This window comes from Bradyrhizobium sp. 172 (genome assembly GCF_023101065.1).
Lineage (GTDB): Bacteria > Pseudomonadota > Alphaproteobacteria > Rhizobiales > Xanthobacteraceae > Bradyrhizobium > Bradyrhizobium canariense_D.
This window is the reverse complement of the sequence record NZ_CP064701.1, coordinates 4,799,905-4,824,969: the sequence shown is the minus strand read 5'-3', so window position 1 is coordinate 4,824,969 and position 25,065 is coordinate 4,799,905. Positions and strand designations below refer to the sequence as shown.

The 25,065-nt window shown below is 62.4% G+C and carries 27 protein-coding genes and 2 pseudogenes; 15 read left to right on the top strand and 14 right to left on the bottom strand.

From position 1 onward, the window contains the following. Nucleotides 1-174: 174 nt before the first annotated feature. Entirely contained in the window at nt 175-1,200 is a 1,026-nt protein-coding gene (locus tag IVB07_RS23470) for an aldo/keto reductase (RefSeq protein WP_018459411.1), read from the top strand. Between the two features lie 188 nt (nt 1,201-1,388). On the opposite strand, the gene IVB07_RS23465 is transcribed toward IVB07_RS23470, so the two are convergent. Then, nucleotides 1,389-2,192, bottom strand: a complete 804-nt coding sequence (locus IVB07_RS23465; RefSeq protein ID WP_018459410.1) for a DeoR/GlpR family DNA-binding transcription regulator — start codon at nt 2,190-2,192, stop codon at nt 1,389-1,391. 232 nt (nt 2,193-2,424) lie between these two features. On the opposite strand from IVB07_RS23465, the gene IVB07_RS23460 reads away from it, so the two are divergent. From IVB07_RS23460 to IVB07_RS23440, 5 genes are read left to right on the top strand one after another with little or no spacing between them, the layout of a single operon-like run. Next, a complete protein-coding gene (locus IVB07_RS23460) occupies nt 2,425-3,444 on the top strand; it encodes an ABC transporter ATP-binding protein (RefSeq protein WP_018459409.1) in 1,020 nt (339 codons plus the stop codon). A 58-nt stretch (nt 3,445-3,502) separates the two neighbouring features. Then, nucleotides 3,503-4,756, top strand: a complete 1,254-nt coding sequence (locus tag IVB07_RS23455) for an ABC transporter substrate-binding protein (RefSeq protein ID WP_018459408.1) — start codon at nt 3,503-3,505, stop codon at nt 4,754-4,756. A gap of 45 nt (nt 4,757-4,801) precedes the next feature. Continuing rightward, on the top strand, nt 4,802-5,722 hold the full coding sequence (locus IVB07_RS23450) for a sugar ABC transporter permease (RefSeq protein ID WP_018459407.1): 921 nt from the start codon (nt 4,802-4,804) through the stop codon (nt 5,720-5,722). After that, nucleotides 5,719-6,528, top strand: coding sequence for a carbohydrate ABC transporter permease (locus IVB07_RS23445; protein ID WP_026233799.1), 810 nt, complete (start codon nt 5,719-5,721; stop codon nt 6,526-6,528). Before IVB07_RS23450 ends, IVB07_RS23445 begins: the two co-directional genes overlap by 4 nt. Beyond that, a complete protein-coding gene (locus tag IVB07_RS23440) occupies nt 6,528-7,367 on the top strand; it encodes an endonuclease/exonuclease/phosphatase family protein (protein ID WP_085385585.1) in 840 nt (279 codons plus the stop codon). The genes IVB07_RS23445 and IVB07_RS23440 overlap by 1 nt, the downstream gene beginning before the upstream one ends. 169 nt (nt 7,368-7,536) lie before the next feature. Here IVB07_RS23440 and IVB07_RS23435 read toward each other — a convergent pair whose 3' ends face one another. Together IVB07_RS23435 and IVB07_RS23430 are read right to left on the bottom strand one after the other, a co-directional pair. After that, nucleotides 7,537-7,674 carry a hypothetical protein gene (locus IVB07_RS23435; protein WP_018459404.1) on the bottom strand — a complete coding sequence of 46 codons (138 nt, stop codon included), beginning with the start codon at nt 7,672-7,674 and terminating at the stop codon, nt 7,537-7,539. Nucleotides 7,675-7,712: 38 nt separating this feature from the next. Continuing rightward, complete coding sequence (locus tag IVB07_RS23430; RefSeq protein WP_018459403.1) at nt 7,713-8,816, bottom strand: DNA topoisomerase IB; 1,104 nt, start codon at nt 8,814-8,816, stop codon at nt 7,713-7,715. Nucleotides 8,817-9,076: 260 nt separating this feature from the next. Here IVB07_RS23430 and IVB07_RS23425 point away from each other — a divergent pair, with 260 nt between their 5' ends. Then, a complete protein-coding gene (locus IVB07_RS23425) occupies nt 9,077-9,901 on the top strand; it encodes a ribonuclease HII (protein ID WP_018459402.1) in 825 nt (274 codons plus the stop codon). Between the two features lie 31 nt (nt 9,902-9,932). Here the strand turns inward: IVB07_RS23425 and IVB07_RS23420 are convergent. From IVB07_RS23420 to IVB07_RS23405, 4 genes and pseudogenes are all read right to left on the bottom strand, one after another. Beyond that, nucleotides 9,933-10,106: pseudogene (locus tag IVB07_RS23420) on the bottom strand (DNA ligase); the annotation flags it as partial. Between the two features lie 238 nt (nt 10,107-10,344). Then, nucleotides 10,345-10,683 (bottom strand): hypothetical protein, encoded by a 339-nt coding sequence (locus IVB07_RS23415; RefSeq protein WP_018459400.1) that lies wholly within the window; start codon nt 10,681-10,683, stop codon nt 10,345-10,347. Between the two features lie 64 nt (nt 10,684-10,747). Beyond that, on the bottom strand, nt 10,748-11,011 hold the full coding sequence (locus tag IVB07_RS23410; RefSeq protein ID WP_018459399.1) for a GlsB/YeaQ/YmgE family stress response membrane protein: 264 nt from the start codon (nt 11,009-11,011) through the stop codon (nt 10,748-10,750). 24 nt (nt 11,012-11,035) lie between these two features. Beyond that, complete coding sequence (locus tag IVB07_RS23405) at nt 11,036-11,494, bottom strand: YidB family protein (RefSeq protein WP_026233798.1); 459 nt, start codon at nt 11,492-11,494, stop codon at nt 11,036-11,038. A gap of 168 nt (nt 11,495-11,662) precedes the next feature. On the opposite strand from IVB07_RS23405, the gene IVB07_RS23400 reads away from it, so the two are divergent. The 3 genes and pseudogenes from IVB07_RS23400 (at nt 11,663) to dusA (ending at nt 13,147) form a co-directional block, all read left to right on the top strand. Beyond that, on the top strand, nt 11,663-11,803 hold the full coding sequence (locus tag IVB07_RS23400; protein ID WP_018459397.1) for a hypothetical protein: 141 nt from the start codon (nt 11,663-11,665) through the stop codon (nt 11,801-11,803). Nucleotides 11,804-11,862: 59 nt separating this feature from the next. After that, nucleotides 11,863-11,952: pseudogene (locus tag IVB07_RS23395) on the top strand (DUF3606 domain-containing protein); the annotation flags it as partial. Between the two features lie 199 nt (nt 11,953-12,151). Beyond that, nucleotides 12,152-13,147, top strand: coding sequence for a tRNA dihydrouridine(20/20a) synthase DusA (gene dusA, locus IVB07_RS23390; RefSeq protein WP_018459396.1), 996 nt, complete (start codon nt 12,152-12,154; stop codon nt 13,145-13,147). Between the two features lie 33 nt (nt 13,148-13,180). On the opposite strand, the gene IVB07_RS23385 is transcribed toward dusA, so the two are convergent. The 5 genes from IVB07_RS23385 to IVB07_RS23365 all read right to left on the bottom strand — a co-directional run bounded on the left by IVB07_RS23385 (nt 13,181) and on the right by IVB07_RS23365 (nt 17,917). Further along, nucleotides 13,181-13,735 (bottom strand): TIGR02281 family clan AA aspartic protease, encoded by a 555-nt coding sequence (locus IVB07_RS23385; protein ID WP_018459395.1) that lies wholly within the window; start codon nt 13,733-13,735, stop codon nt 13,181-13,183. Nucleotides 13,736-13,763: 28 nt separating this feature from the next. Next, complete coding sequence (locus IVB07_RS23380) at nt 13,764-13,967, bottom strand: DUF1289 domain-containing protein (protein WP_018459394.1); 204 nt, start codon at nt 13,965-13,967, stop codon at nt 13,764-13,766. A gap of 44 nt (nt 13,968-14,011) precedes the next feature. Next, nucleotides 14,012-15,607, bottom strand: coding sequence for a HAMP domain-containing sensor histidine kinase (locus IVB07_RS23375; RefSeq protein WP_018459393.1), 1,596 nt, complete (start codon nt 15,605-15,607; stop codon nt 14,012-14,014). A 137-nt stretch (nt 15,608-15,744) separates the two neighbouring features. Beyond that, on the bottom strand, nt 15,745-17,022 hold the full coding sequence (gene nhaD, locus IVB07_RS23370; RefSeq protein ID WP_018459392.1) for a sodium:proton antiporter NhaD: 1,278 nt from the start codon (nt 17,020-17,022) through the stop codon (nt 15,745-15,747). A 22-nt stretch (nt 17,023-17,044) separates the two neighbouring features. Further along, the gene (locus IVB07_RS23365) at nt 17,045-17,917 is read right to left on the bottom strand and encodes an NAD(P)-dependent oxidoreductase (RefSeq protein ID WP_026233796.1); all 873 of its coding nucleotides are present in this window, start codon (nt 17,915-17,917) and stop codon (nt 17,045-17,047) included. A 182-nt stretch (nt 17,918-18,099) separates the two neighbouring features. Here IVB07_RS23365 and IVB07_RS23360 point away from each other — a divergent pair, with 182 nt between their 5' ends. The 4 genes from IVB07_RS23360 (at nt 18,100) to IVB07_RS23345 (ending at nt 21,771) form a co-directional block, all read left to right on the top strand. Further along, complete coding sequence (locus IVB07_RS23360; RefSeq protein WP_018459390.1) at nt 18,100-18,537, top strand: VOC family protein; 438 nt, start codon at nt 18,100-18,102, stop codon at nt 18,535-18,537. A 53-nt stretch (nt 18,538-18,590) separates the two neighbouring features. Further along, entirely contained in the window at nt 18,591-19,733 is a 1,143-nt protein-coding gene (locus tag IVB07_RS23355) for an Mrp/NBP35 family ATP-binding protein (RefSeq protein WP_018459389.1), read from the top strand. Nucleotides 19,734-19,951: 218 nt separating this feature from the next. After that, complete coding sequence (locus tag IVB07_RS23350; protein WP_018459388.1) at nt 19,952-21,043, top strand: TRAP transporter substrate-binding protein; 1,092 nt, start codon at nt 19,952-19,954, stop codon at nt 21,041-21,043. 383 nt (nt 21,044-21,426) lie between these two features. Continuing rightward, on the top strand, nt 21,427-21,771 hold the full coding sequence (locus tag IVB07_RS23345) for a hypothetical protein (protein WP_085395846.1): 345 nt from the start codon (nt 21,427-21,429) through the stop codon (nt 21,769-21,771). 57 nt (nt 21,772-21,828) lie between these two features. Here IVB07_RS23345 and IVB07_RS23340 read toward each other — a convergent pair whose 3' ends face one another. Both IVB07_RS23340 and IVB07_RS23335 read right to left on the bottom strand, forming a co-directional pair. After that, nucleotides 21,829-22,809, bottom strand: a complete 981-nt coding sequence (locus IVB07_RS23340) for a sensor histidine kinase (protein WP_157643099.1) — start codon at nt 22,807-22,809, stop codon at nt 21,829-21,831. 227 nt (nt 22,810-23,036) lie between these two features. After that, on the bottom strand, nt 23,037-24,083 hold the full coding sequence (locus IVB07_RS23335; protein WP_026233795.1) for an alpha/beta hydrolase: 1,047 nt from the start codon (nt 24,081-24,083) through the stop codon (nt 23,037-23,039). Between the two features lie 306 nt (nt 24,084-24,389). On the opposite strand from IVB07_RS23335, the gene IVB07_RS23330 reads away from it, so the two are divergent. Next, the gene (locus IVB07_RS23330; protein ID WP_007592584.1) at nt 24,390-25,064 is read left to right on the top strand and encodes a response regulator transcription factor; all 675 of its coding nucleotides are present in this window, start codon (nt 24,390-24,392) and stop codon (nt 25,062-25,064) included. Nucleotide 25,065 lies beyond the last annotated feature (1 nt).

The window sequence follows — 25,065 nt, the reverse complement described above, 5'->3', positions numbered from 1 at the left end:
TGAAGTGCCCGCGTGCCGGTTCCGCTTTTCTTAGCAACCCGAATGTATGAGCGGAATAGTCTTGTACGAGACCCGTAATCCTCGCGTTGACACCTGACGGCAAATACATACGCTGCGCGTCGCTGCAATGAGACTAGCGCGGATCGAGGCGCGGAGAAGGAAGAGCAATCCACCATGGTTTCGCAATCGGCTTTGCCGCGCCGCACACTTGGCCGGACCGGTCTCGAAGTTTCCATCCTCGGGTTCGGAACCGCACCGCTCGGCGATCTCTTTCTCGAGCTCGACGACCACACTGCAATTGCCGCAGCGAGCCGTGCCTTCGAGCTCGGCATCAATCTGCTCGATACATCGCCGCACTATGGCAACGGCCTGTCGGAGCATCGCTGCGGAACGGCGCTCCGGCGCGTGCCGCGCAAGGATGTGGTGCTTTGCACAAAAACTGGTCGCTGGATGGATCCGTTTCACCAGCCGGAGACTCGGTCCGGATTTATTGGTGGACAGCCGCACCGAGCCGTCGTCGACTATTCCTATGATGGCACCATGCGCTCGGTCGAGCAGTCGCTGTTGCGGCTTGGCACCGACCGGATCGACCTGTTGCTGATCCATGATGTCGATGTGTGGACCCACGGTAAGGACGCGATCGAGGATCGGTTTCGCGAAGCGATGTCCGGGGCCTATGTAGCGCTGGACAAACTTCGTTCCGAAGGTGTGGTCGCGGGCATCGGGATCGGCGTCAACGAGGCGGAGATGTGCGTGCGCTTTGCGCAGGCCGGGTCCTTCGAGGTGATGCTGCTCGCCGGGCGTTATTCGCTGCTGGAGCAGCCAGCACTCGAGGAGTTCATGCCGCTGGCGCTGAAGCAGGGCATCGCGGTGCTGCTTGGCGGCGTGTTCAATTCGGGGATTCTGGCGACGGGCGCCATCAAGGGCGCCAAGTACAATTATCAAGACGCACCGCCGCAGATCCTTTCGAAGGTTGCTGAGATCCAGCGTATCTGCGCAGCTCATGACGTAGCGCTGCCGACGGCCGCTCTACATTTTGCGCTGGGTCATCCCGCGGTCGCGAGCGTGGTTCTCGGGGCGCATAATGCGCAGGAGGTCGAGCGCAATGTGGCAGCGCTGACCACCACAGTGCCGGGCGCGCTCTGGAGCGATCTCAAGGCCGCGTCCCTGCTGGAATCGGAAGCGCCTGTTCCGAGGTAGACCGGATGAACACGCTTGAATTGGTTCAAGCCGAGGGCTCGGATCACCGGGAAAACAGCTCCCCACCGCTCGAGCTCGCCCCCGTAGGTGCGCGGCACGTGGGACTGGCTCAGTGCCGATTGCGGCGCGGATTGTCGGCGTGCGTTGAAGTCCGCGATCGATCTGAGCAAGGGAGTCTATGTTGTCCGCTAGGTATGGCCAAGGCGTTCGAAATCTGCGCGGGCGTCGCGGGCCGTGTGGATCAGACCGCCATACCTGTCCGCGATTGGCTTAAACGATCCAGGCAATCGATCATCGATGACGAGATGGTGGCAGTCGTCGAGATGGCCGCCCCGGACCGTCGCATTGCGACCGAACTTGGTGATGTCGGCCACTAGCACGGACGTTCGCGAATTGGCCACAATGGATTGACGCGCCTTGACTTCATCGGCATGGAAATCGAGCAGCGTGCCGTCCTCATCAATCCCCCCGACACCGAATATACCAAAGTCGGCGCGGAAACCCGCGAAGAAGCGCGCAGCCGACTCGCCAATGATATCGCGATCGAGTTGCCGCAGCGTGCCGCCCGCGATGCTGATCTCCACGTCCGGATTGTGCGCGAATGCTGCGGCCACGTTCAGGCTGTTGGTGATCACCCGCAGATCCCGACGGCGGGAGAGCGCCTGCGCGACGTATTCGGGCGTCGTGCCAAGTCCGATCATCAGTGACGTCCCGTCAGGGATGAGGTTGGCGGTTGCGTGCGCGATCCGCCGTTTCGCGCTGGCGTTCAACCTGTGCCTGCTGCCATAGGCGAGGTTCTGGTTCTGGACCGGGAGGCCGACCCCGCCATGCACCCGCCGGAGCAGGCCCTGGTCGCAGAGTGCATTCACGAGGCGGCGAATGGTCTGCTGAGTGACGTCGAAACGCACCGCGAGCTGCTCGATGGAGGCGAAGCCTTGCTCGCGCACGATCTCTAGTATGTAGGTCTGACGGGTCGTGGCGGTCCTGAGCATAGGCCCTCCGTTCTCAACGAAAGTATCATTTGAACTCCAAGGACGCAATTTTCTGTTTCATATGGTGTTACGCTATGTTCAAATGAACATCGTAGTGGCTACGCCGACGAATGCGCGTGGCACGAGGGAGGGCGCATGGACCGGTCTGTCTGCGGTGAGCGGCGTTGCATTGGTCCGTTGCAGCGAGCCGTCGCCAGCGGCGTAGCTGCATCACGGTGAGAGCGAACAGGCCATGTCAGCGATCACGCTGAGTCATGTCTCCAAGTTCTGGGGCGCGATGCGCGCCGTCGATGACGTCAGTCTGACGGCGAACGAGGGCTCGCTGCTTGTGCTGCTGGGACCGTCCGGCTGCGGTAAGTCGACCACGCTGCGGCTGATCGCCGGCCTTGAGGATGCTGATGCCGGTACGATCGCCATCGGCGGCGTCGACGTGACCCATCTGACCCCGGCGCAGCGGAATATCTCCATGGTCTTCCAGTCCTATGCGCTGTTTCCGCATTTGAGCGTAGCCGAGAACATCGTCTTCGGACTGCGTGTGCGTCGCGTGTCGCGCGCGGAACGAGACGAGCGGCTCCGGCGTGTGGCCGAGATTGTTGGCCTTGCGCATCTGCTTGAACGCAAGCCGTCGCAGCTATCTGGCGGCCAGCGCCAGCGGGTTGCACTGGGACGAGCCATCATTGCGGAAGCGCGGGTCTGCCTCATGGACGAGCCGCTTTCAAATCTGGACGCCAAGCTGCGGCATGAGATGCGGACGGAGATCCGCGCCCTGCAACAGCGGCTCGGAATGACGATGGTCTACGTGACCCACGATCAGACCGAAGCCATGACGATGGCGGATCGCGTCGTGCTGATGCGCGATGGTCGTATCGAGCAGAATGGCACACCAGAGGAGCTATATAACCGGCCGGCGACGGCATTCACGGCGCGGTTCATCGGCACGCCGCCGATGAACCTGTTGCGCCAGGGTGATCATCTCATCGGCATCCGGCCGGAGCATATCCGCATCGTGTCGGGCGGGGACCGTTTTGCGCGCGTCAGGGCGATCGAGCATCTTGGGGCCGACAGCATCGTTCTGTGCGAGGTCGATGGTCAGCCCATCTCGGTGCGGCTCGAAGGTTTCAGCAAGGTTCGGCCAGGCGAGGATGTCCGGATCGCGTGGGAACCCGGGCTCGAGCATCGGTTCGATTCAAGTTTGGAAACTCGCTTGGAGACCATCGTCACAGAGGGCCAGCGGGCGATATCCGGTCGATAGCAGCGGCTGTTTCAAACGCAGTAACGAAGGAGATTGTCCCATGTTTGCGCGACGAACGATGTTGATGGCAGCGGCGTTTGCCGTACTCTCGATGGCTGCACGCCCGGCCGCCGCGGTGGATCTGACCATGTACTATCCGGTCGCGGTCGGCGGTCCCGTCACCAAGATCATCGACGACATGGTCTCGCGCTTCGAGAAGGACAATCCCGACATCAAGATGACGGCGGTCTATGCCGGCAACTACACGGATACGATGACCAAGGCGATGACCGCCATGAAGGGCGGGCAGCCGCCGCAACTGTCGGTGTTGCTGTCGACCGACGTGTTCACGCTGATGGACGAGAACGCGATCGTGCCGTTTGACGATCTCGTCGGCGACAAGGCCTGGTTCAAGGAGTTCTATCCGGCGTTCATGGCGAACGGGCAGATCGACGGCAAGACCTGGAGCGAGCCGTTCCAGCGTTCGACCATCGTGCTGTACTGGAACAAGGACGCCTTCAAGGAGGCGGGCCTTGATCCCGAGAAGGCGCCGGCGTCCTGGGACGAAATGGTCGAGATGTCGAAGAAGCTGGTCAAGAAGGATGGCGGCAACACGACGCGCTGGGGCATCGAAATTCCCTCGACCGGATATGCCTACTGGATGCTGCAGGCGCTGGCGATCGAGAACGGGCAGAAGATGATGAACGAACCCGGCAACGAGGTCTATCTGACCGCTCCGAAGACGGTCGCTGCCCTCGAGTACTGGGTCGACCTGTCGCGCAAGCACAACGTCGCCCCGGCCGGCAGCATCGATTGGGCGACGCTGCGCAACGATTTCCTCGAAGGCAAGACGGCGATGATGTGGCACACCACCGGCAATCTGACGGCGGTCAAGGACGCCGCGAAATTCCAGTTCGGTGTGGCCATGCTGCCGGCCAGAGAGCGGCGCGGATCACCGACCGGCGGCGGCAATTTCTACATCTTCAAGAGTGCGTCTCCCGAACAGCAGAAGGCGGCCGTCAAGTTCATTCAATGGATGACGGCTCCGGATCGCGCGGCCGAATGGAGCATGAAGACCGGCTACGTGGCAGTGTCGCCGGCCGCCTACAAGACGCCGACGATGGAGGCCTACGCAAAGGCGTTCCCGCAGGCCACAGTTGCGCGCGATCAGCTGGAGCACGCGGTGCCGGAGCTCTCCGTTCATGAGAACGGCCGCATCTACAAGTTCATCGGGGATGCCGTGCAGGCCGCGATCACGGGCGCGCAGAAGCCGCAGGAGGCGCTGGCCTCCGCGCAACAGCAGTCCGACCGCGTCTTGCGCGCCTACAAATAGGGACGTGGCGGGATGGCGCGCCACCGCCATCCCGCCGGCTCACAGATGTCCGACTCCATCGCCTCATCGCCGATTGCCCCGCGCCGCGTCCGATCGCAGGCGTGGTGGAACGCCGTGAATGCCTGGCTGCTGCTGTTGCCGGCGGCCGTCCTGCTGATCGCATTCACGCACTTTCCGATTCTGGCGACGATCCGGCATTCGCTATTCGTCACACGGCGGAACGGCACGGACGCCTTCGTCGGGCTTGACAGCTATCGGTCCATGGCGGCCGATCCGATCTTCTGGAAGGCGCTGGTCAATAATTTCTGGTTCGCGCTCGGCACGATCCCGACCTCGATTGCCCTGGCCCTGGTGATGGCGATCTGGGTCAATCGCAACATACGCGGCCGCGGCTTTCTGCGACTGGCCTATTTCACGCCGACCGTGCTGCCGATGATCGCCGTCGCCAATATCTGGCTGTTCTTCTACACGCCGGATTACGGGTTGGTGGATCAATTGCGCGGCCTTTTCGGTTTCGGCGGCTGGAATTGGCTGGGCGATCCCTCGACGGTGATGGGCTGTCTGGTCGTGATGGTGATCTGGAAGGAGGCCGGCTTCTTCATGATTTTCTACCTGGCGGCGCTGCAGCAGCTCTCGCCGGACCTCGAAGAGGCCGCGTCCATCGAAGGCGCGAGCCGGTGGTATACGTTCCGCCGGATCACGTTCCCATTGCTGATGCCGACCACGTTGTTCGTGACGATCAACGCAGTCATCAACTCCTTCAAGTTGGTGGACCATCTGGTCATCATGACCAAGGGCGGTCCGAACAACGCCAGCACGCTGCTGCTCTACTACATTTATGAAGTTGCCTTCACCTTCCAAGATTCCTCTTACGCGGCAACGCTGACGGTTGTGCTTCTGATGCTGCTGAGCTCGGTTGCGCTGATCAAGTTCGGTTACCTCGATCGCAGGATCCACTATCAATGAGAGGCCGGACACGCCCCATTGAGGCCGTCGCAGCATGGCTCCTGGCTTTGATCTGGCTTGCCCCATTGGCCTATGCCTTTTGGAGCGCGCTGCATCCGGCCGCTTACGCCACGTCGTTCAGCCTGTCCGCGCCCTGGACGCTGGAGAATTTTGCCCGGGCCTGGAACCAGGCGCCGTTCGCTCGGTACTATCTCAACACGGTGGTGCTGGTGACGCTGATCCTGGTTGGTCAGCTCATCCTGTCGACGCTGGCCGCCTATGCCTTTGCGCGCTTCAGGTTCCGGGGCAGCGGCATCGCTTTCGCCCTCGTTCTGCTCCAGCTGATGATCATGCCCGACGTCCTGATCGTCGAGAACTACCGCGCGATCGCAAGGTTGGGATTGCTCGATACGATCCCTGCGATCGCGCTGCCCTATCTCGCGAGCGCCTTCGGCATCTTCCTGCTGCGGCAGACCTTCAAGGGTGTGCCCCAGGAGTTGGTCGAAGCCGCGCGGGTCGAGGGAGCGGGTCCGCTCGGAATCCTGTGGCGGGTCTATGTCCCGCTGGCTCGCCCGACCTATGTCGCCTTTGGCCTCGTCTCCGTCAGCTATCACTGGAACAATTTCCTGTGGCCGTTGATCGTCACGAATTCGGTGGAAGCGCGGCCGCTCACCGTGGGGCTTGCCGTGTTCGGCGCGCCTGAGACCGGCGTGGATTGGTCAGTGATCACGGCGGCAACCGTGATGACGATGGCGCCGCTGCTGATCGCGTTTCTGCTGTTCCAGCGTCAGTTCGTCCAGTCATTCATGCGTGCAGGCATCCGTTAATGAGACTTCTCACCTGGAACATACAGTGCGGAAAGGGCTGCGACGGCGTGACCGATCTGGCAAGGATCGTTGCCGTCGCCCGACAGACGCTCGATGCGGACGTGTTCTGCTTCCAGGAGGTGAGCGCGAACTTCTCGAGATTTGGTGATGGAGCGGATCAGAGCGAACAGCTGGCAGCCCTTTTGCCCGGCTACTCCGCAATATTCCGGCCCGCGATCGAAACTGTCGATCCTGATGGCAACCTCCATCGCTTCGGTAACATGACGCTGTCGAGGTTGCCGGTGCTGCAGATTGCAAACCATCTGCTGCCATGGCCCGCCGCAGCCGCGGTGCGGAGCATGCGCCGTCACGCCCTGGAGGTGACGGTTCAGGCCTCGTTTGGCGTGGTCCGCGTCGTCAACACGCATCTCGAGTTCCATTCGGCCGGCCAGCGCGAGGCACAGATCGCTCGCCTGCTGGATTTGCAGGAGGACGCGTCAATGAGTCCGAAGCAGGCCGGCTCCCGGCACGATGAGCCGTATGAAAGTCAGACCGTCGCGGCGTCGAGCCTGCTGTGTGGTGATTTCAATTTTGACGTTGCCGACCCTCAGCACGCATTGATTGCCCGATCTGGCCGGCCTGGTCTGGCGTATCGGGATGCATGGACCGCCGATCGTCCCGGCCGCGCGCGTGCGCCGACTTGCGGAATCTACGACCGCGCGCAGTGGGCCGAGGGGCCCGACTGCCGCGACTTCATTTTCGTGACGGAAGATTTGACCGGCTACGTTCGCAGCATCGAGGTCAACGAAGCGACGGATGCATCCGATCACCAACCCATTGCAATCGAAGTTTCGGAATAGAGGAATAGAGGAGCTACTAAAAAGTTGTCGTTGCAAGGGGGGCTTCCTCGGTCTACATCGCGATACGTCTGAACTCGGTCAAACACGCCACGATGAACGCGACGGCGGCTGACCCCAAAGCCCCGCCTGAATTTATGCACTCTGGCAGGTGGGCCAACACGTGATTGATTCAGAAGGCGTCCAATGCCCTTTTACGTTTGGCCGAAAGCGCGAAGGCGGCAAGCAAGCCGACAATAACAAGCACGCCGGCCAGCTTCTGTTCGCCTTCGACAGCTTCCGGCACCTGCCGAGGCGTGCGCGCAAGCATCGAGGAGGACGCGGGCGTCCGGAGACTGGTACGCGAGGCTAGGCGGGCGCCTTCAGAGAATTGAGACGCTTGCGGAGAAATGCCAGCACCACGATCTCGTCGGGAGTGAGCTTGGCGTACTGGCGCTTGAACTTCTGCGCGATCTTGGCATCAATCATCTTCACGAGGTCACCAGACATGTAGGCGTTCAGGACTTCCGGGTGCACGTAGCACTTGCGGCAGATCGCCGGTGTGTTGCCGAGCTGCTTCGAGACGCTTTCGATGGCGGCGACGACGTTGCGCTTCGCCTCGGCCTGGCTATCGTACTTCTTGAATTCGGTCAGGGCCAACGCTGCCAGAACCGTTCCCGCCCAAGTCCGAAAATCCTTGGCACTGAAGTCCTCGCCCGTGATATCCTTGATGTAGGCGTTGACGTCGCCGGAATCGACGGTGCGGGGCTGTCCGTCGTCGTCCAGGTACTTGAAGAGCTCGTGTCCGGGGATCTCCGCGCAGCGCTTCACGATCGCGGCTATCCGCTTGTCCTCGATGCGAAGCTTCCACTGTTTGCCCGACTTGCCCGTAAAGTCGAACCGAAGGACGCCGCGCCCGACCGCGACGTGCTTGCGGCGCATAGTGGTGAGCCCGTAGGACTTGTTTTTCTCGGCATACTCGGCGTTGCCGACCCGGATCAACGTCTTCTCCAGAAGACTGGCGATCGTGGCCAGCACCTTCTCGCGGGGCAGTCCGTCCCGCTTCATGTCGGCGGCGACCCGCTCCCGCAGCGCTGGCAGCGCGGCCGCGAACTGGATGATGTGCTCGTACTTGTTCTGGTCGCGCAACTCGCGCCATTTTGCGTGGTAGCGGTACTGCTTGCGGCCACGCGCATCGAGCCCGGTTGCCTGGATGTGGCCGTTCGAAGACGGGCAGATCCACACGGATTCGTAGGCCGGCGGGATGCCGATTGATTTGATGCGTCGGATGACGGCGGCATCGGTGATGCGCTTGCCGTCCTTGTCGTAGTAGCTGAAAGTGGTTCCAGTCCGCTTGCGCGTGTACCCCGGCGCGGAGTCGCTGACATACCGGAGGCCTTCTTCCGCGATGGTGGCCGCGACCCCCGCGGTGCGGTCCAGAACCTCTTCTTCGTTGCTGGTTTGTCGGAGCATGGGCCGGTCCCCTCGGAAGCACCCTGGGATCGAGGCTCCACTCATTCTAAAGGGATGAAGACACCGGTTGGTTCCGCTCGGAGGTCGGTGGACGCGAGGTGTGGATCAGTGGCCTCCAGAACAGCGGGACCTCAGATGGAGAGCCGGTCCGGTTCTTTCGACAAGGCGCTGCGCAGTCGATGACGGCATGGTCTAGCTTCAGACAATCGCCACAAATTTCACCGACACGCTTCCCGCAGTCAATCTTCAGGAAGGCCGCCATGTCCCAGTATTCACTCGATGAATTGCGGCGGCGCTATGTCGTCGAGAAAAGACCCCTCGAGGCCAGCGTCGAGCAGGTCTTACGGGCCGACGCCCGCGCGGGAGCCCGTGCCATCCTGGCTTCCATCGATAAACGGCGCTCCGAAAACAGGTCCGAAGGGCAGCGCCTGCGAAAGATGCTCCGCTTCGAGACCTCTCTCTGGGCAAGCGGCCATCATATTGTGGCAGGCGTGGACGAGGCGGGAATGAGCCCTCTCGCCGGGCCAGTCTCCGCCGGCGCCGTGATCCTGAAACCCGGCACGCGGATAATCGGAATTGACGACTCGAAAAAACTCGATGCCGCCGCTCGCGAAGAACTCGCGAAGGAGATCAAGGAAAAGGCAGAGAGTTGGTGTGTGGCATTCGTCGAGGTCGAGGAGATCGACGCGATCAACATCTATTGGGCAGGCATCCAGGCGATGCAGCGTGCGGTCCGGGGGCTAGGGTTGGCGCCGCAGCACTTGCTGATTGACGCGAAGCGGTTGAAGGAAATCGAGATCCCTCAGCAGTCCATCATTAAAGGCGACGCCAAGTCCGCCAGCATCGCCGCCGCCTCCATCCTCGCGAAAGTCGAGCGCGACCGCATAATGCGGACGCTCGATGTGCGTCACCCCGGCTACGGATTCGCGGATCACAAGGGCTACCCGGTGCCGGCTCATTATCAGGCGCTCGCCAGGCTTGGTGCATGCGCAGCTCACCGGAGGTCGTTCGGACCAGTACGCAAGGCCCTCGGACTGCCGCCCCTGCCGCCGTGGCCTTCGGCATCCGAGCGCACCGCTGGTTGAACTCCTGGGGTCCACGTTTCGTCTCGGCGTACTATTTTCGCGGCCATTTCTTTTCGCGAACGACGTCCTTGGCCAATTTGTCCGACCTCAGGCCGAGATAGACCGGCTGGCGCAGCTCGCCCTTGCTGGTCCACTCCGCTAATTTCACTTCCACGACCAACGAAGGATGCACCCAGGTCGTGACCCGCTCATCCTTTACTTTGGCTGCGGTGCTTGCTGAACGCGATCAGCTTGTGGCGCGGCAGGAGGGCCTTGAGCCGGTGCTTGCGCTATAGTTCGGCCGACATCGTCAGCCCGCAGGTCCGTCAGGGCGACATTTAGGCGTTCACCTATAATCGTCAGCAGGCCAAAGGTCAGCGCGGGCGAGAACAATGAAGGCAGGGGCGATGAATGCGCAGCTGCAACATTCGTTTGCGGCTGCGCCTGTTCGAAACGTTCAGACATCACGTTTTCGGACTTGGCTGAAGCATAGGTGCGGCTTGAGGAGTTTGGGGAGGTGTCGGATTGCTCTGCTGCTGAAGCGCCGCGGGGTCGCCGCCCGCATGAGGAACGCACGTACCGATGTTGCTGAGCAGGCGTTTGGCCTGGAGGTCGCGCACCTTCGTGTATTCGCGTCTTCGCTCGATATTCGCGGCGGCCCATCGGTCCCAGACTTCGAAGGCGTCGGTATAATGTTTCCGCATCTGCTCCTCGGCGGCAAGGCAATCGGCGAACTTGTCGAACACCAGGTCGGTGTTGACCGGGGTCATGCCTCCTACCAGGACAACGAGCATCCATTTCATCTTGCCGATCGCCTTTCACACCGGGCGAATTCTCCGCTGACGCGCAGAATTCCGTGCACTGTGGTTAGATGGCCCGACGGCTGCGACCGGCTACAAAACCGTAGACGAAAAGCACGATGATGGCGCCTACCACTGCCCCCACTAGTCCTGCGCCTTCTCCTGGCCGGTACCAGCCGAGAGATTGGCCAAGATAGGTCGCAACGAACGCGCCCACTATTCCCAGGATGGTGGTCAGGATGAAACCCGAGGGCTCGTTGTCGCCGGGCATGATGAACTTCGCGATGACGCCTGCGATGAAACCGATGATGATCGTCCAGATGATGCTCATGTCTCTCCCTCGATCGCTGTGGTGTTATCCCGCCGATGAAGCCGGAAGACGTCCATCAGGCGTGTATTTGTCCACGGCAGTCGGAAGCTCTCGGGACAAACGGTCGAGAATCTCCTGCTGCGACAAGCCGGTCTGCTGCTCCAGTTTTTGAAGGACGTCCGGACCGATAGCCTGCTGGAGTTCGGGCGGGGTGACTTCGCGGTTCGGCCCCTGATTGATCCAGGATTGAGCCACATCGCCTTGCCCGTTCTGCCTGAAGTGCTCGAGCAATTCGCCGATCCCGCCGTTCAGCAGCGAACCCACGCCTCCGGTGCCCGCTAGGCCGCCAAGGCTGCCGAGCATGCCGCTCAGGGAATCCTTGGCACCCGCCGGCTGGCCGGAGGTCGCATTGCGAAACATGTCCGCCAGCTTGTCCCGATTTTGATACCCCGCGATTGCGAGCATACCCAAGAGGGCGGTCATCGATGGCATTCCGCGGCTCATTTTCGGCTCCTGAGTTCAACGATCGGCAACCAACCTACGCTGGGCTGAGAAGTTCCAAGTTTTCCCGAGCCGTGGGTTTTAGGAGGATCTAGAGAAGCATCTGCAAGAAAACGGGAGCGGGCTCCGGGCGAAAGTCCGGAGCAAACCAGCTCGCGCGACGTGCGCCAAATGGCCGCTTTGCTCATGCGGCGCGACGAAGCCTTCGTGCAGGCGGTCGAGGAACTGAAAATGGAAAAGCCCACCAAGTTGGAGCCGCGATGCTGCGTCGCTCGCGTTCGTTCGGCCTCGCGCTCGCAACAGCTTCTTTGAAGGAACTCGCGATTCCTTGAAGCGTCGCACCGCGATGAGTTTCGCGGACGGAGGAGCAGATGGCAGCGAAGAAGGAGACCGCACGGGGACGCAAACAAGATCGCGCCCGCGTGGCTAACGGCCAGGACTACGAAGTGCGATACGATTCCTCCTGACTTGAACGCGCCAGCTGCCCGACTTGAGCTTCTTAAAGGTCGGCACCGCGTGTGCGCTCCACCCGGATTTCATGTGCGCTAGTGTGCACCGGGAGATCAAACGCGGTACAAACGTGTGCAATTTTGGCTAGTTTGGAGTGCACACGTGTGCACTTGTTCCTGCTCTAGTCCATTGTAAGGATAGGATAACTACTTGGAATATCAAGAATATCGCTTTTCCGTGGCGCCCATGATGGATTGGACCGACCGGCATTGCCGGGTGTTCCACCGTCACCTGACGAGGCGGGCGCTGCTCTATACGGAGATGCTGACCACTGGCGCCATCATTCATGGTGACCGGAAGCGGCTGCTTGGGTTCGACCTAGTCGAGCACCCGGTCGCGCTTCAACTCGGCGGGTCGGACCCACGCGAGCTGGCGCTGGCGGCGCGGATCGGCGAGGAGTTCGGTTATGACGAAATCAACCTCAACGTCGGCTGCCCCTCCGACCGCGTGAAGGACGGCCGTTTCGGCGCTTGCCTGATGGCAGAGCCTGATCTCGTGGCGAGGTGCGTCGAGGCGATGAAGGGTGAGGTGGCCGTGCCCGTGACCGTGAAGTGCCGCATCGGGATCGACGACCAGGATCCCGAAGTCGCGCTCGACAACCTTGCGCACGCAGTCGTTGACTCCGGCTGCGATGCGCTGATCGTACATGCCCGGAAAGCATGGCTCAGCGGTTTGTCACCAAAGGAGAATCGCGACATCCCGCCGCTCGACTATGATCGCGTCTATCGCCTCAAGCGCGCGATGCCGGATGTGCCTGTCATCATCAACGGCGGCATCCCCGGTGTCGACGAGGCAAGGGCACATCTCGATCACGTTGACGGCGCGATGCTTGGACGAGCCGCCTATCAGGAGCCGTGGCGGCTGCTCTCGGTCGATACCGACATTTTCCGCGAGGCGGCGCCGCATGCCTCGATGCAGGATGCGCTCGAAGGGATGGTGCCCTACATCGAACAGCAGCTCGCGCGCGGCACGAGGCTGCACTCTATGGCGAGGCATTTCGTCGGCGCATTCCACGCCGTCCCCGGCGCGCGCGCCTTCCGCCGGCATCTTGCCGAGCAGGGGGTGAAGCCGGGCGCTGGCCTCGAGGTGCTACGCGAAGCGATTGCGCGTGTCGGTGCGCGCGCACCGGCGGAGGCGGCGGCCTAGCCGTAATCGCATGACGAGCCGGATTGCAAGAGTCTAGTCGACTGCCAGGCGCGAGCGGCGGCGACTGGTCTGGAGCTCCGGATAACCCGTGAGCATCAGCCTGTCGGCGCGCACGCCCCAGCTCTCCAGGCGATCGAGGAAGCTCATCCCGAGCAGGTTGGTCTTCATCTGCCCGCGCTGTACGACGAGGGCTGGCACCGATTTCTCGACGAGGTGACCGACGGAGAGGCGGTCGATCGTGAGGCGGGCCGCCTTGGTATGACCGCCCGCGGTTTCGAGATCGACGTCGTATTCGAGCATCTCGAGCGGCAGCCCGATCGCCTTCGCGGTTTCCCAGGTCAGCACCACCGAGGTCGCGCCGGTGTCAATGACCATCGGTGCGGCCACGCCGTTGATCTTCGCGCGCAGCGCGAATTCGCCGCCCTGGCCGCGCGGAATCTGCACGGCGGGCGCGGGCGCTGCGGTCTGCGTGCGAAAGATATGCGAGACCTTGCTGCTTGCGCGCGCGATCTGGTCGGAATCGCCATAGGCGACGACGGCACCGGCCGTGCAGGCGAGCATGATGAAGACGAGCAGAAAGCGGATCATTGCGCATTTCCAGATGCGCGCCGACCGGTCAGGTGTGTTTCGGCGATCCCGCGATGGGCGGAAGTCCAGCCTGATTCATGCGCGCCGGCAACAGCGCCATGAGGGCGAGCCGCTCCGCGCTCTCCATGGCGTGCCAGCGCGCGATCTCCGGCAATGTGCGTCCGCAGCCGAAGCACAGCCTGGTCTTGGGGTCGATCATGCAGACCGCCACGCACGGCGTTTCTTTGCTCATTGGGGCATAGTGGCGGATGGTCGGGCATGTCTGCAAGCATCTCGTTACGAGCCCGTACCCGCGCTCATGATCGGCTTGCGGCGGGGCCGGCGCTTCTCGTCCGCCACCGCGGAACTCTCGGGTTGGAGCGGCGGAGAATCATCCGACATCGGCGCCAGCGCGCTCATCACGCGCTCGGGCGGGAAGGTGACGATCACTTCGGTGCCGATGCGCAGCTTCGATTTCAGCGTGAATGTACCGCCATGCAGGTCGACCAGATTCTTGGCGATCGGCAGGCCGAGACCGGCGCCCTGTTCGGCCGACTTGATCGAATTGGAACCTTGGCCGAACGATGCGAGCACGACCGGGATCTCGTCCTCGGGAATCCCGGAGCCGGTGTCCTTCACCGAGAGATATTGTCCGCCTGAGGCCGTCCAGCCGGCCTTGAGCCAGATCTCGCCGCCCTGCGGAGTGAACTTGATCGAGTTGGAGAGCAGATTGAGCACGACCTGGCGGATCGCGCGCTCGTCGGCCCACAGCCGCGGCATCGCCTGCTCGAACACCTCGTGGATGGTGATGCCACGGCTCGAGGCGCGCAGCTTCATCAAATGATGGCAGTCGGCGACGATGCCGACCAGCGAGACCGCTTCCTCGTTGAGCTCGTAGCGGCCAGCCTCGATCCGCGACAGATCGAGGATCTCGTTGATGAGGTTGAGCAGGTGGACGCCGGAATTGTGGATGTCGGCCGAGTACTCCTTGTAGACCGGCACGGCATGCGCGCCGAAAATCTCGCTCTTCATCACTTCCGAGAAGCCGAGGATTGCATTGAGCGGCGTCCGCAGTTCGTGGCTCATCTGCGCCAGAAAGCGCGACTTGGCCACATTGGCGGATTCGGCGCGGTGGCGCGCTTCGTCCGAGATCGCCTTGGCTTGTTCGAGCTCGCCGATCAGCGCGTCCTTCTCGGCCCGCGCCTCGAGCGTGGCGAAGGTCGAAGAGTGCAGGCGGTGAGCCAGCAACACGAAATAGCCTTCGGCGGCGACGGCGAGCGCGGCCAGGATGTAATTATCCAGCGAGCCAGTCATCACGAAGCTCAGCGCCATCGCGACCGCGACCGGTGCGGTGGCGGCGAGGGCGGCGATCGGCAGATTGGCGGCCAGCATGCTTGATACTGCGATCACCAGCAGCATCAGGAACATCATCAGCGTTTCCGTGATCATGTCGAGCACGGGATGGATCAGGATCGCCATCCAGCAAAGGCCATAGAGCAGGTCGAGCACGACGAAACGCGTCTGCCATGCGCGCGTTGCCGCGGGCGAGGCGGGCTCGGCCAGGAAGCGGTGGCAGCTGCGGATCATTGCGGCATGAATGCAAAGCATGCCGGCGGTCCAGGCCGCGGCCGGGATCGGCTGCATCCACAGCCCAAACAGCACGCCTGTCGCGACCACAAGCAGCATCACGACATAGGAGGCCGACAGCCGCGTCTGGGCGTACTGGCGCAGCATTTCGGCATCGAAAGCCGGCCGGGTTCCACTGGTCGACGTTAACTTATCGCGCGCCTCGCGCACCCGCTGTGCCGCAGCCCGGCGATGGCTCGCCGACGGCACGCTCACCGGCTCGGCCGGAAGCTGCACAACCTCGGGCTTTTCAGCGGGTTTACTCATCGCACAACAACAATTCCTGCCCGCGCGGGACGGGCCTTCTGCATTGTCTATCTCTGGCAAGAAATCCTTAAGAGGTGACTTAAGGAGCTAAAGAATTACGTTAACCCGGCGTTAATTTTGGATCCGGCGTGAGCCGCTCAATGCAGCGCCGCGTGCTGCGCGATGTACACCACGGCGCCCGCCAGATAGCCGGCGAGCGCGGGAACGGCGATGCGGCGGGCGTACCAGAGGAACTCGATGCGCTCGAGCCCCATGGCGGCGACGCCTGCGGCCGAGCCGATGATCAGGATCGAGCCGCCGGTTCCGGCGCAATAGGCGATGAACTCCCAGATGAAGCTGTCGGGTGGATAATGCGCGAGGTCGTACATGCCCATCGTCGCGGCGACCAGCGGCACGTTGTCGATGACAGCACTGAGCAGGCCGAGCACGATCACGATGATGTCCTGTCGGCCGATCGCGGTGTCCAGCCATTTGGCCACCATGGAGAGCAGGCCGGCATGTTCGAGGCAGGCGACCGCGAGCAAGATGCCGAGGAAGAATACGATCGAGCCCATGTCGATCCGCGTCAGCGCATTCGCAAGCGTGAGGGGACCGCGGACATGCTCATCCTTTTTGCGATGAACGATCTCGCCGACCAACCACACGATGCCAAGCCCGAGCAGGACGCCCATGAAGGGCGGCAGGTGCGTGACCGTCTTGAAGGCGGGCACCGCGATCAGTACCCCGAGTCCGAGATAGAACATCACGTTCCGCTCGAACGGATCGACGCCCTGCAATCCGTCCTCTTTCGGCGGTGGTGCGATGGTCTTGCCCTTGAGTGAAAAGCTGATGAATGCGAGCGGCACCAGCAGGTTGAGCAAGGAGGGCAGGAACACCGCGCTCATGATTTTCAGGGGCGAAATCTGTCCGCCGATCCACAGCATGGTCGTGGTGACGTCGCCGATCACGGTCCATGCGCCGCCGGCATTTGCGGCGATGACGATGAGGGAGGCGAACAGCAAGCGGTCGTCGCGCTTGGCGATCAGCCGCTGGATCAGCGAGACCATGACGATGGTGGTGGTCAGATTGTCGAGGATTGCACTGAGGAAGAAGGTAACGAAGCCAATCAGCCATATCAGACGGACCTGGCTGGTCGTGCTGATGCGGGAGGTGATGACCTCGAAACCGTCATGGGCGTCGATGACCTCGACGATGGTCATCGCGCCAACCAGGAAGAACACGATCTGCGCGGTGGCAGCGACGGACTCGTCAAGCTGACGGCCGACCAGCGTGTGGTCGCCGGTCGCGAGCGCGTAGATTGTCCAGAGCACGCCCGCGCCGAGTAGCGCAGACGCGCTCTTGTTCACCCCGATAGGATGCTCGAGCGCGATCGCCGCATAGGCGAGGATGAAGATTGCGGCGAGTGCGGTCAGCAAGGCAGGATCACTTCGTGAGGTGTCAGCGATTCAGGCGCGCGAGCAGGCTCGATGTATCCCAGCGCTTGCCGCCCATCTTCTCGACCTCGGCGTAGAACTGGTCGACGAGCGCGGTCACCGGCAGATTGGCGCCATTGCGACGGGCTTCGGCCAGCGAGATCGAGAGATCCTTGCGCATCCATTCGACCGCGAAGCCGAAATCGTATTTGTCCTCGTTCATGGTCTTGTAGCGGTTCTCCATCTGCCAGGACTGCGCGGCGCCCTTGGAGATGGTTTCGATCACGGCGGCGACGTCAAGGCCACTTTTCTTGGCGAAGTGAATACCCTCGGAGAGGCCCTGGACGAGGCCGGCGATGCAGATCTGGTTGACCATTTTGGTCAGCTGGCCGGAGCCGGCGGGCCCCAGCAATTTGCACATCCGCGCATAGGCGCCTGTGATGATCGGCTCGGCGCCGGCATAGGCGTCCTGCGCGCCGCCGCACATCACCGTCAGCACGCCGTTCTCGGCGCCGGCCTGGCCGCCGGACACGGGTGCGTCGATGAACTTGAAGCCGGCCTTGGTCGCGGCCGCATCGAGCTCACGCGCGACCTCGGCGGAAGCGGTGGTGTGGTCGACGAAGGTTGCACCCTTCTTCATGCCGGCAAACGCGCCGTCGGCACCGATCGTGACCGCGCGCAGATCGTTATCGTTGCCGACGCAGCACATCACGAAATCCTGGCCCTCGGCCGCGGCCTTCGGGGTCGCCGCGGTCTTGCCGCCGAACTTGTCCGCCCACTCCTTCGCCTTGGCCGCGGTGCGGTTATAGACGGTGACCTCATGGCCCCCTTTTTTCACGAGGTGTCCGGCCATGGGGAAGCCCATCACGCCGAGACCGAGGAAAGCGACTTTAGCCATCTGTAGTACCTTGTCCGTAGTTTGGGTTTTACGGTTCTTGCCGGGCGAGGGCCGTCCGGTTCCGCCATTGCGGCAGATCGGGCGCACCATAAACCCTTGAGGCCGGAGGGCAACGGGTTCGTTTGGCCCCCGCCTGTGTTAGGATGGTGGACCTAAGGACTTCAAAAAAAGGGAGCGAAGGCATGGGCGGCGTAAGCGTGGGCGTGCTCGATCATTTCAATGTCCGGACCCGGAATCTGGCCGAAACCGTCCGCTTCTACGAGGACGTGCTGGGCCTGGAAAAAGGCGCCCGGCCGAATTTCGCCTTCCCCGGCGCCTGGATGTACAGCGAGGGAAAGCCGGTGGTGCACCTCGTCGATATTTCTCCGACTGCCGAGCCACAAAAGCCGGATTCCGGCGTTGTCCACCACGTCGCCTTCGCCAGCCGCGGGTTTGACGGCATGAAGCAGCGGCTGGCCTCAAAGGGGATGAAGTTCGACTCCCGCCAAGTGCCCGGCGGTGAGCTCTGGCAGATCTTCGTCCACGACCCCAACGGGGTCATGATCGAGCTCAACTACGAGGCGGCCCTGGAGCAGGGGGCCGCGCCCGCCGAGATGGCTGACGATATCGGCAGGCAGTAGCCTTTTGGGCGTTTCCGCTCTAATGGGGCATCTTGAATTCTAGGAGATGCGCTTTGAGCGTGACGCAGCAACAGGTTCTCGACAGCCTCGCCAGGATCAAGTCGCCCCGCGGGGTCGCGCTCACCAATGCCAATGTGCTGAGCGCGATCAGCGCGGCCGACGGCAAGGTGTTCTTCTCGATCAATGTCGATGCCGCCGAAGCGCGAGCCTGGGAATCCGTCCGGGCCGAGGCCGAGGCCGCGGTGCGCGCCATTCCCGGCGTCACCACCGTCATGGTGGCGCTGACCGCCGAGCGGAAGGCCGGCGCGGCGCCGCCACCGCCGCCAACTCCCAGCCGCGGCACGCCGGGCGTGCAGCCCGTCCACGCCCACAAGCCGCCGCCGCAGGGCGGCGCCCAATCGCCGATGGCGCGGCAGTCCGAGATTCCGGGCGTCGCGGCCGTGATCGCGGTCGCCTCGGGCAAGGGCGGTGTCGGCAAATCCACCACCGCGCTCAACCTGGCACTCGGTCTGCGCGATCTCGGCCTCAAGGTCGGGCTGCTCGATGCCGACATCTACGGCCCATCGGTGCCGCGGCTGACGGGCCTGCACGAGAAGCCGGAGCTGAACGACGAGCGCAAGATGATTCCGCTCAGGCGCTTTGGCCTGGCCATCATGTCGATCGGCTTCCTGGTGGAGGAAGAGACCGCGATGATCTGGCGCGGGCCGATGGTGATGTCGGCAGTGACGCAGATGCTGCGCGACGTCGTATGGGGCCAGCTCGATGTGCTCGTCGTCGACATGCCGCCAGGCACCGGCGATGCCCAGCTCACGCTGGCGCAGAACGTCCCTTTGAAGGGCGCCGTGATCGTCTCGACCCCGCAGGACCTCTCGCTGATCGACGCAAGGCGGGGGCTTGCGATGTTCAAGAAGGTCAACGTGCCCGTGCTCGGCATCGTCGAGAACATGAGCTATTTCCAGTGCCCGCAATGCGGCACGAAATCCGACATTTTCGGCCATGGCGGCGCGCGCCACGAGGCCGAGAAGCTCGGGGTACCATTCCTGGGCGAGATCCCCCTGCACATGGCGATTCGCGCCACCTCGGATGCGGGCACGCCCGTAGTGGACAGCGAGCCGGATGGTCCCCATGCGGCGATCTACCGCGCCATTGCGGGACAGGTGCGGGACCAGCTCAAGGGCGTCATCGCCGCGGCCTAAGCGGATCCAAGCCGATCCCTTGAAACCAATACCTTGGGGACATGCGACTTTCGTAGAGCCCTGTCATGCCAATGTCGCGTTTCGAAAGCAGGGCTTCCGTGTTAAAGGCCCACGGCAGTCAAGCCCCTTCGGTTCGACGCGGCCCAAGAACGCGTCGCCGGAATGAGCGGCAGCAAAGAGGAAGTTAGGGGAAACGCCCCAACAAGGAGAGACTGAAGATGAAGCGTCGTGATTTCCTGAAAGTGTCGGCAGCCGGCGCGGCGGCGACCGCCGCGGTGGCCTCGCCGGCGATCGCGCAGTCCTCGCCCGAGATCAAGTGGCGCCTGACGTCGAGCTTCCCGAAGTCGCTCGACACCATCTATGGCGGTGCCGAGCAGATGGCGAAGTACGTCGCCGAGATGACCGACAACAAGTTTCAGATCCAGGTCTTCCAGGCGGGTGAAATCGTCCCGGGCCTGCAGGCGCTGGATGCGACCCAGAAGGGCACCGTCGAGATGTGCCACACGGTGTCGTATTATTACGTCGGCAAAGACCCGACCTTCGCGATTTTCGCGTCGGTGCCTTTCGGCCTGAATGCACGCCAGCAGAATTCCTGGCTGTACCAAGGCGGCGGCAACGAGCTCGCCAACGAGTTCTTCAAGAAGACGAACGTGGTGGGCTTCCCCTGCGGCAACACCGGCACCCAGATGGGCGGCTGGTTCCGCAAGGAGATCAAGACCGTTGCCGACCTGTCGGGCCTGAAGATGCGCATCGGCGGCATTGCCGGCCAGGTGCTTCAGAAGGTCGGCGTGGTGCCGCAGCAGCTCGCCGGCGGCGACATCTATCCGTCGCTCGAGAAGGGCACCATCGACGCGGCCGAATGGGTCGGTCCCTACGATGACGAGAAGCTCGGCTTCGCCAAGGTCGCCAAGTACTACTACTACCCGGGCTTCTGGGAAGGCGGTCCGACCGTTCACGCCTTCGCCAACATCGACAAGTGGAACGAGCTGCCGAAGAACTATCAGGCGATCCTCACCAACGCGACCGTCAACACCAACACCTGGATGGCCGCGCGCTACGACATGGTGAACCCCGGCGCGCTGAAGCGTCTGGTCGCCGGCGGAACGCAGCTTCGCCCGTTCACCAATGAGGTTCTGGAAGCCTGCCTCAAGGCGACCAACGAATTGTGGGGCGAGATCTCGGCCAAGAATCCCGACTTCAAGAAGTCGATCGACGCCATGCAGGCCTACCGCTCCGACGAATATCTGTGGTGGCAGGTCGCCGAATACACCTACGACAGCTTCATGATCCGCTCGCGCACCCGCGGCTGATCTTCGAACAAGTCGCAAGACGACACGCCCGGTCTCGTTCGCGAGGCCGGGCTTTTTCTTTGGGGCGACGCTGCGGAGCGGCGTTGTCGCCGGGGGACGGGCGGGGCCTCCAACAAAAAATCTGAAAAACAACCCCATGCACAGTAGACGAGGGGTGAGAGGACAAGGCGTTGCGAGTGTAGCCAACAGCTTGATGCGATGGGCTAATTGGCAGGCACGCCCGAGCATCGCGCGGTCGAGGGCAACTTCGTATTTTTGGGCGTCAAAGCGGGCAGGCGCGCGTGCTTCAGCGAGATCGTTTGACTCGTCGGGCAAAACAGTGGCATAAAGGCATTATCGCAAAATCCGAAATGAGCGCCTCGGCGGCTGGCCTGGGGTTGATGATGAGCTTCGATCCCGATGAGGTTCAAAGCGCGCTGCGCAAGGCCTGGTCGTTGGCAACCGCCAGTCAATGGACGGCGAGCAATCCGGCGGCAGGGCAATGCAACGTCACCTCGCTGCTGATTCACGAGCTCTTCGGCGGCGAGTTGCTGAGGACGCCGCTGCCGGCCGGCGACCATTTTTACAATCGCATTAGAGGCCGGCGGTACGACTTCACGGCGAGCCAGTTCGATCAGCCGATTGCTTACAAGGATTTGCCCGCAAGCCGTGCCGATGTGGAATTGGGAGCGACAAGCGATGAACTGGCCGAACTCAGAGCCGCTTTTCAGGAGCGTCGTACGAAGTAAAGCCAAGGGCCGATCGCAGACGGGTGAGAGGAGTGGGCGCGGGGAATCAGCTGAACATCAATTCGCAAGACGGTCTTTGCTCATGCGCAGGATGACCACCACACCCTCTTCCGACCAGTCAAAAGTTATGGTCCCGCCAAGCTGGGCGGCCATACTTCGGTGCACCAACTGGCTTCCAAAGCCTTCGAGCTTTGTTGGAGCGACAACGGGGGGACCACCCCGCTCCGTCCACTTGACCACGACCTCGTCCTCGTGAGCGTTGCACGATACGTCCAGGGTGCCACTTGAAAGGGACAGCGCACCGTATTTCGCAGAGTTGGTTGCCAGTTCATGCATCACCAAGGCGAGTGCTGTGCTGGAAGCCTCTCCCACGTTCATCTTGGGGACCGAGACACGAATACGAACGCTGGCTCCTTCCTCATCGTACGGCGCAAGCAGAACAGAGATGAGGTCTCCGAGAAGCGTCCCTTCTCTATTTCGTCCCGGTACCGGGCGCACAAGGTCCTGAGCACGTCCAAGAGCGATCAGGCGACTGGTCAGCTCCTGGGCCATATCCTCTTTTGATGCTGCCGAGCGTGAGCTCATTTGCGTCAGCGCCGTTGCGACGGTGAGAAGGTTTTTCAGCCGGTGGCTCATCTCGCCCGCCAGGAGCTCGTTGGCTTCCTCGGCTTGCTTGCGTTGGGTGACGTCCAGGAAAATACCGAACATCGTTCGATCCGCGATGTCGGCATCGTCGCCCTGGCCCCGCGCGGAAATCCAACGGATATCGCTGCCGGTCAGAATACGAAAATCTATTTCGTAGGAGCCTACGACTGCGCGAGTAGCGGCAAATGCCGATCTCACCCTCTCGAGATCGGCAGGGTGGATGTTCTTGGACAGTATCTCGAACGTAATTTTCTGCTCGCCCTTGGGCACCTCCCAAAGGTCGTACGCGGGTTCATCCATGGTGATGGCGTCGGTATCAACGTTCCAGGACCATAGAGCGACACCGGCGGCGCGAGTGGCAGCCCGGAGGTGCTTTTCGTGCCACAAGGGCATCGTCACCTGGCTAGGAACCATTGTGCTTCGTTTTCCCGCTTTATCTGACCAATCGGCACCTCGGCCAACGGGCGATCGACAGATACCATACCCGGTCGAAAAGGTCTCCGTTCGACCGAGAGGGCGGGTTGAAGTGTGGTCCCGCGCCCGAGTTGGCTCAGAAGCGATCCTCCGCAAACGAGCCGTGAGGTTCGCCGACGGCGATCAGCGGCGTTGTTCGTGAGCGATTACGCGTTGCTTCGCGAAACGCCTGGGCCTTCCCTTCCATGAGTCAACACCGCCTCGGCAGCAGCTTCGTCGATGGCCGCCATCACATCAGCGGTTGCGGAATGATGAATCATGTGTCCCGCTCCGTCGATCCGGTGCAATTTGCTCTGCTTGACCTCGCCATGCAGCCTGACCGACTGCTTGATATCGATCAGACGATCGTTCTGGCCCGCGATAATGATCGTCGGCATCTTGAGTTCTGCATAAGTCTTCGAACCTGAGAATGCGGCGGAGATCAACATGGTCGCTTCGGCCGCTGTGGCCCGCATCTGTGATGGGCGCAACGCCATTTCTTTCGGAAAGCCGGCGAACTTGTTCGGGACCGGCCGGGGGCCAAACAGCTTGCGCAACATCGCGGGCCACATCATCCGACCGGCTAGCGGCGAAATCGTGGAGCTGATGACGTCCCCGACCACCGGTAGGGCGGACAGCACCGACGCCGCGCTGTCCGCGCGGGGAGTCGGGAAATAATAGCCCGAGGCCAATACGAGAGCCTGCACGAACGAAGGATGTCTTGTCGCCAGCGCAACCGCAACCGACGCTCCCCATGAATGGCCAAGGACAATCGCTTGAGAGACGCCCAACTGATCGAGGGCCTTCTTGAACAGGTCCGCCTGGGCATCCGGAGTCCAGACGACGTGCCTTGGCCGCGAGCTATGCCCAAAACCGGGACGATCGAACACCATGACCCTGTAGTTCTCGGCTGCGAGATCGATCAATCCACTCGAGACGAAATCCTGGACCATGCTCCCATTGCCGTGAAACAAGACCAGCGGCTTGCCTCTGCCGCGTTCCAAATAGTGCAGGCGAACCCCCTCGACGTCGATGAACCGACCCTGCGGAGGATTATCGCGTTGCGCTTTGTTCGCGAGCCGCCGGTTTATGATTGCGGTAGCCGCAACGAGGGTACCTGCGGCAGCAAACGCGGCGGCGCCTGGATGTCGCGTGATGGCGCTCAAGCAATCGGATAGAAGGGAGCTGGAACGTGTTCGTCGTGCAAGGCGCATGTGCATTACCTTAGGTGGTCTGCACGACGCCCCATCAAATGAGAAATGTTGCAGCTGAGTTGAACGGTTCGCGGGGGTGTTCGTTCCTCGGCAGGGCCGACGGCGGCGGGGCCCAAGGAGGTAAATTTCCGGGCCATCCGCGACCTCATCCGCTCGTGCCCGGACTGGCTTACAGGAACCTGACGGAAGGGAGCGGCCGGCCCGCCGGGTGCTTTTTCGCTGGCCGAGATGCCCCGGATGATGGAAGACAGCGAAGATGCGGCGGAAGCCGTGCGGTGACACCGGAACATCCCGCGGGAAAATGCGATGCGCCTTCTGATCGTCGAGGACAATGCCGAGCTGTCGCGGCTCGTTGCCGGCGGGCTGTCGGCGGCCGGCTATGAGAGCGACATCGTCGGCAGCGCTGCCGAAGCGCGCGAGGCGGTCAGCAGCGTCAGCTATGCCGCGATGATCCTCGACCTCGGACTACCCGACGGCGATGGCCTGTCGGTGCTGCGTGAGCTTCGCCGGCAGATGGAGCCGTTGCCGGTGCTGGTGCTGACCGCCCGCGGCGGCTTGCAAGATCGTGTCAGCGGCCTGCGCAGCGGCGCCGACGACTATCTCGCAAAACCGTTCGCGATGGAGGAGCTGGTGGCGCGACTGGAGGCGATCCTGCGCCGTCCGGGCCAGTTGCTTGGCCGCTCGCTGCGCCTCGCCAACCTCGTCTATGACACCGAGAGCCGCCAGATCTTCGTCGACGACCAGCCGCGCATCATCTCCGCGCGCGAGACCTCGGTGCTCGAGATCCTGCTGCGCCGGCAGGGGCGGGTGGTACCGAAGAAGAACGTCGAGGACCACATCTTCGGCCTCGATGGCGAGGTCGCCTCCAACGCGGTCGAGGTCTACGTCTCGCGGCTGCGCAAGCAGCTCGCCGAGCATGGCGCCAAGGTCGTGATCCACACCATCCGTGGCGTCGGCTATCTCATGGCCGAGGAGAAATAGC